The sequence below is a fragment of the Streptomyces phaeochromogenes genome, assembly GCF_001418655.1.
In the GTDB taxonomy this organism is placed as follows: Bacteria; Actinomycetota; Actinomycetes; order Streptomycetales; family Streptomycetaceae; genus Streptomyces; species Streptomyces phaeochromogenes.
On the sequence record NZ_LIQZ01000568.1, the window covers coordinates 1 to 5,230 of the forward strand.

The 5,230-nt window shown below is 70.8% G+C and carries 6 protein-coding genes; 5 read left to right on the forward strand and 1 reads right to left on the reverse strand.

The window, feature by feature from the left end; translation table 11 throughout:
- Window positions 1-119 precede the first annotated feature (119 nt).
- Window positions 120-941 (reverse strand): hypothetical protein, encoded by an 822-nt coding sequence (locus AOK17_RS45905; protein ID WP_079053670.1) that lies wholly within the window; start codon window positions 939-941, stop codon window positions 120-122.
- A 258-nt stretch (window positions 942-1,199) separates the two neighbouring features.
- On the opposite strand from AOK17_RS45905, the gene AOK17_RS45910 reads away from it, so the two are divergent.
- From AOK17_RS45910 to AOK17_RS45930, 5 genes are all read left to right on the forward strand, one after another.
- Window positions 1,200-2,129 (forward strand): HhH-GPD family protein, encoded by a 930-nt coding sequence (locus tag AOK17_RS45910; RefSeq protein WP_055618594.1) that lies wholly within the window; start codon window positions 1,200-1,202, stop codon window positions 2,127-2,129.
- Between the two features lie 271 nt (window positions 2,130-2,400).
- Window positions 2,401-2,958, forward strand: coding sequence for a SigE family RNA polymerase sigma factor (locus AOK17_RS45915; RefSeq protein ID WP_055618595.1), 558 nt, complete (start codon window positions 2,401-2,403; stop codon window positions 2,956-2,958).
- 38 nt (window positions 2,959-2,996) lie between these two features.
- Window positions 2,997-3,596 (forward strand): hypothetical protein, encoded by a 600-nt coding sequence (locus AOK17_RS45920; protein ID WP_245697824.1) that lies wholly within the window; start codon window positions 2,997-2,999, stop codon window positions 3,594-3,596.
- Between the two features lie 51 nt (window positions 3,597-3,647).
- Window positions 3,648-4,373, forward strand: a complete 726-nt coding sequence (cseB, locus tag AOK17_RS45925) for a two-component system response regulator CseB (protein ID WP_055618597.1) — start codon at window positions 3,648-3,650, stop codon at window positions 4,371-4,373.
- On the forward strand, window positions 4,370-5,230 hold an 861-nt coding region (locus AOK17_RS45930), incomplete at its 3' end, for a sensor histidine kinase (RefSeq protein ID WP_169802012.1). The genes cseB and AOK17_RS45930, both read left to right, overlap by 4 nt.

Below are 5,230 nucleotides of genomic sequence, written 5' to 3' on the forward strand. Positions count from 1 at the left end.
GAGGACTGCGCCGGTCCCCGCACGCCCAAAGACTGCGCAGTTCCCCGCGCCCCCAAAAAGATTGCGCCGTTCCTCGCGCCCCTGAAGACTGCGGCGTTCCCCCGCAGCCCTTGGGGGCGCTAGTCCTTCTTCAGGACGAATGATGTCTGGGTCTTTGTGAAGCCTGGGGCCTTGGCCTCTACCAGGTACGTTCCCGCTGTTGCCGTGATGGCGGGTGGGGTGGCGCACTCGGGGGCGCTGGACTTGCGGTTCCACTGGAGGGTGTGGGTTACGCGGTCGTTGGCGGGGATGCGGAAGAGGATGGAGGCGGCGCCGGTCGGGCAGTCGGCCGAGGACCAGATCTCGTCGTCGCTGTCCGCCTGGGTGATGGTCAGGACCGCGCTCTTGGGGCCGAGGTCGAGCTTGCAGTCGCTGCCGGAGGAGTTTCTGGCGATCAGTTCGAAGGTGGGCTTCTCGCCGGGCGCGTACGAGTTGTTGACGCTGCGCAAGGTCAACTTCACCGCACCGGCGGTGCAGTTGGGCAGGCTGGAGCCGGCCGGGAGCGTGTCGCCGGAGCCTCCGCCGCCCGCGCCGTCGTCCACGCCGCCACCGCCCGAGGCGGATCCGCTGGAGCCCCCGGACCCCTCGGAGGTCGAACCGTCCGAGTCCCCGGAACCCGCCGAGCCGCCGGAGCCGCCGTCGCTTTCGTCGTCCGACTCGTCGCGTCCGCCCGGGGCTTGGCTGATCGCGGGGTCGGAGCCGGAGGGGCCCGGTGTGATCGAGGCGGTGGGGTTCTTGTCGTTGGACCCGTCGGCGTCGTTCTTGCCGCCGCCCCCGCCGCCTGAGGTCACCACCCACGTGACCAGCAGCGCCAACACCGCGAACACGGACACGAGAACGGCCCTCCGTCGCCAGTAGATGGAGGAGGGAAGCGGCCCGACCGGATTGCGCATAGATCCCACGGCGCAAACTGTACGAGAGATCCGGGACTTCACTGTCCCCACCCGCCGCTCAGACCATCATCTTTTACAGATCATCGTCCCGCTACACATCCCAACGCCCAGCCCCACTTACCCAGGGGCGCGAGGAACTGCGTGCTCAACCCCCACAAACCCGCACGCACATCACAACCCCAGCCCCCACCCACCCGCACCCAAAACCCAACGCGCACCCCCAGCCAAACCGTCGGAGACGCCCCCGCATGGGAGGATCGGGGTGCCATGACTGCGCCCACGAAACCCACATCCCACGCCCAGGCCGACGCGGAAGAAACCGTCGGCGACGACCTGCACGCCCCTGTCATCGACTGGTTCGAGGACAACGCGCGCGACCTGCCATGGCGGCGGGCCGACGCGGGACCGTGGGGGGTGATGGTCAGCGAGTTCATGCTGCAGCAGACGCCGGTGAGCCGGGTGCTGCCGGTGTACGAGCAGTGGCTCGCCCGCTGGCCGCGCCCCGCCGACCTCGCCGAGGACGCGCCGGGCGAGGCCGTCCGCGCCTGGGGCCGGCTCGGCTACCCGCGCCGCGCGCTTCGGCTGCACGGCGCGGCGGTCGCCATAACGGAGCGCCACGGCGGCGACGTACCCACGGAGCACGCCCAGTTGCTCGCGCTGCCCGGCATCGGTGAGTACACGGCTGCCGCGGTGGCCTCCTTCGCGTACGGGCAGCGGCACGCCGTGCTGGACACGAATGTGCGGCGCGTGTTCGCGCGGGCCGTCACCGGTGTCCAATATCCGCCGAACGCCACGACCGCCGCCGAACGCAAGCTCGCCCGCGCCCTGTTGCCCGACGACGAGCGCACGGCCTCGCTGTGGGCCGCCGCGTCCATGGAGCTCGGCGCGCTCGTCTGCACGGCGAAGAACGAGAGTTGTGTGCGGTGCCCGATCGCGGCCCAGTGCGCATGGCGGCTCGGAGGCAAGCCCGCGCACCAGGGGCCGCCGCGGCGCGGACAGACGTACGCGGGCACGGACCGGCAGGTGCGCGGCCGGCTGCTCGCCGTGCTGCGCGAGGCGGTCTCGCCGGTTCCGCAGTCGGTCCTGGACCGGGTGTGGGACGAGCCGGTGCAGCGCGCCCGGGCCCTGGACGGGCTGGTCGCCGACGGACTCGTCGAGCCCCTCGCGGGCGGTCTGTACCGGCTCCCGCTGAGCTGACTCACAGGTTCCACCGGGGTCAGTGACAGTTCGTCTTGACAACTCCAGGTGGGCAAAACACCACATACCCGCCCCAGTCGTCACCTCGCTTTACCCATCCCCTACTTCCGTTACACAACCGACGGACAGCCGAGCGCTTCCCGCAGGCTCGTTCGGACAGCCCCGTGACAACCGCTCCGTAACTTCATTGCCGTACCGCGGACCAGCGGTACGGCAGGCAACGGACAACCGGCAGCACACAGGCCGGAACACGGGGACGGAGGCGGTTGGAATGGCGCATGGCGAGGTGCTCGAGTTCGAAGAGTACGTACGCACCCGGCAGGACGCGCTGCTGCGCAGCGCACGCCGCCTGGTCCCCGACCCTGTCGACGCCCAGGACCTCCTGCAGACCGCGCTGGTCCGCACGTACGGCCGCTGGGACGGCATCGCCGACAAGCGTCTCGCCGACGCCTATCTGCGCCGCGTCATGATCAACACACGTACGGAGTGGTGGCGGGCCCGCAAGCTGGAGGAGGTCCCCACCGAGCAGCTGCCGGACGCGAGCGTGGACGACTCCACCGAGCAGCACGCCGACCGCGCGCTCCTGATGGACATCATGAAGGTTCTCGCTCCGAAACAACGCAGTGTCGTCGTCCTGCGACACTGGGAGCAGATGTCCACGGAGGAGACCGCCGCCGCCCTCGGCATGTCGGCCGGCACGGTCAAGAGCACACTGCACCGGGCGCTCGCCCGGCTCCGCGAGGAGCTGGAGCGCCGGGCGTCCGACGAACACGACGGATTCGGCGCGGGTGTGCCGGAGCGTGAGGAGCGGGAGCGTTGCGCGGCGTAGGCACTACGGTTCCACGGCCCGGCGGGCCCTTGAAGGCGGTGATCGCGGCAGTGGCCGTGCTCGCCGCCCTCGGCCTTTTGGTGTCCGCCTGCGGCACGGGCGGCACCGGCGCCCGCGACGAGGGCCCCGCCTCGGACTCGGTGTCCGCGGGCGCCGTGGAGGCAGGCACCCCCTCCGCCTCGCCGACCAAGGCACGCGCGGACGCGATCAGGCTCGTCCGCGCCGATCCGGGTGTCAGCGCGGCGGTCAAGCGCGACCTGAAGCCCTGCTTCGGCGACGAGTACCCGGTCGACGTGTCGTACGGAAAACTCACCGGCGGGACCGCCGATGACGTCCTGGTCAACGTGATGACCTGCGGCGACGCGGTCGGCGTCGGCTCGTACGTGTATCGCGAGGACGGTGACGCGTACAAGAATGTCTTCCGGGCCGAGGAGCCTCCGGTCTACGCGGAGATCGACCGGGGTGATCTGGTGGTCACCCAGCAGGTGTACGGGAAGGGCGATTCGCTGGAGTATCCGTCCGGCGAGGAGGTCATCACGTACCGCTGGACGGCGAACCGCTTCGCGGAGCGGGCCCGGACGACGAACGACTACAGCAAGGTGGTGGGCGGCGAGACGCCGGTCCCGACCGAGAACTAGACCGGCCACCTCCGCAGCCGACCCGACCGACCGAGAAACTGAGAGCACCGGATGGCAGAGCAGACCCACGTCCTGTTCGTCGAGGACGACGACGTCATCCGCGAGGCCACCCAACTCGCGCTGGAGCGCGACGGCTTCGTGGTGACCGCGATGCCCGACGGCCTGTCGGGTCTTGAGGCGTTCCGCGCCGACCGGCCCGACATCGCGCTCCTCGACGTGATGGTGCCGGGGCTCGACGGTGTGTCGCTGTGCCGTCGGATCCGGGACGAGTCGACCGTGCCCGTGATCATGCTGTCGGCCCGCGCCGACTCGATCGACGTCGTCCTGGGCCTTGAGGCGGGCGCCGACGACTATGTGACGAAGCCCTTCGACGGGGCCGTCCTGGTCGCGCGGATCCGTGCCGTGCTGCGGCGCTTCGGGCACGCGAGCGGGCCGCGGTCCGCCGGCGAGTCCGAGGGAGGCTCGTCCGTCCCCGCCGGTGGCGTGCTGTCCTTCGGCGACGGTGACGGCGTACTGGAGATCGACACCGTGGGCATGGAGGTGCGCAGGGGCGGTACGCCGGTGGCGCTGACGCCCACCGAGATGCGGCTGCTCCTGGAGTTCTCGTCGGCGCCGGGTACGGTCCTGTCGCGCGACAAGCTGCTGGAGCGGGTGTGGGACTACGGCTGGGGCGGCGACACCCGCGTCGTCGACGTCCATGTGCAGCGGCTGCGTACGAAGGTCGGCCAGGACCGGATCGAGACGGTCCGCGGCTTCGGCTACAAGCTCAGGGGATGAGGATCCCGGTGCTGCCCAGAGGGCTGCGGATCGGGCTGCGCTGGAAGCTGAGTGCGGCGATCGCGCTGGTCAGCGCGCTGGTCGCGCTGGTGCTCAGCATCGTCGTGCACAACGCCGCCTGGGTCACCATGCTGGACAACGCCCGCGATGTGCAGGACGAGCGGCTGCAGATCGCCGCGCGGTACTACGACACCTCCAGCGGGGCGGCCCGGCTGGGCACCAGGGTGGACGATCCGGACCTGCCTCAGGAGCTGTTGCGCAAGGTCAAGGCGGGGCGGCGGGCCACCTTCGTGCAGGACAACGACGACGGGGTGCCCGACATCTGGGCTGCCATGCCGATGCGGGACGGCCGGACCCTGTCGCTGCACACCCGTTTCACGGACCGCAGCGCCAACGTCATGGCGGACCTCGACCAGGCCCTGCTCATCGGGTCGATCGCGGTCATCTTCGGCGGCTGTGCCCTCGGCGTGCTGGTCGGCGGCCAGCTCTCGGGCCGCCTCCGCAAGGCGGCGAGCGCCGCGAACCTGGTCGCGCAGCGGCAGAGCGATGTGCGGGTCCGCGACGCCATCGGCGGTGTCGTACGGGACGAGACCGACGACCTCGCGCACGCGGTGGACGCCATGGCGGACGCGCTGAAGCAGCGGTACGAGGCCGAGCGGCGGGTCACCGCGGACATCGCGCACGAGTTGCGCACGCCGGTGACCGGGCTGCTCACCGCGGCCGAACTGCTGCCGCCCGGGCGGCCGTCCGAGCTGGTCAGGGACCGGGCCCAGGCGATGCGCACGCTCGTCGAGGACGTGCTGGAGGTGGCGCGGCTCGACGGGGCGTCCGAGCGGGCCGAGTTGCAGGACATCAAC

Excerpts from the sequence above, each read along its gene's own strand:
- AOK17_RS45910 (WP_055618594.1), top strand. The coding sequence starts at position 1,200 with ATGACTGCGCCCACGAAACCCACATCCCACGCCCAGGCCGACGCGGAA.
- AOK17_RS45915 (WP_055618595.1), top strand. The coding sequence starts at position 2,401 with ATGGCGCATGGCGAGGTGCTCGAGTTCGAAGAGTACGTACGCACCCGG.
- cseB (WP_055618597.1), top strand. The coding sequence starts at position 3,648 with ATGGCAGAGCAGACCCACGTCCTGTTCGTCGAGGACGACGACGTCATC.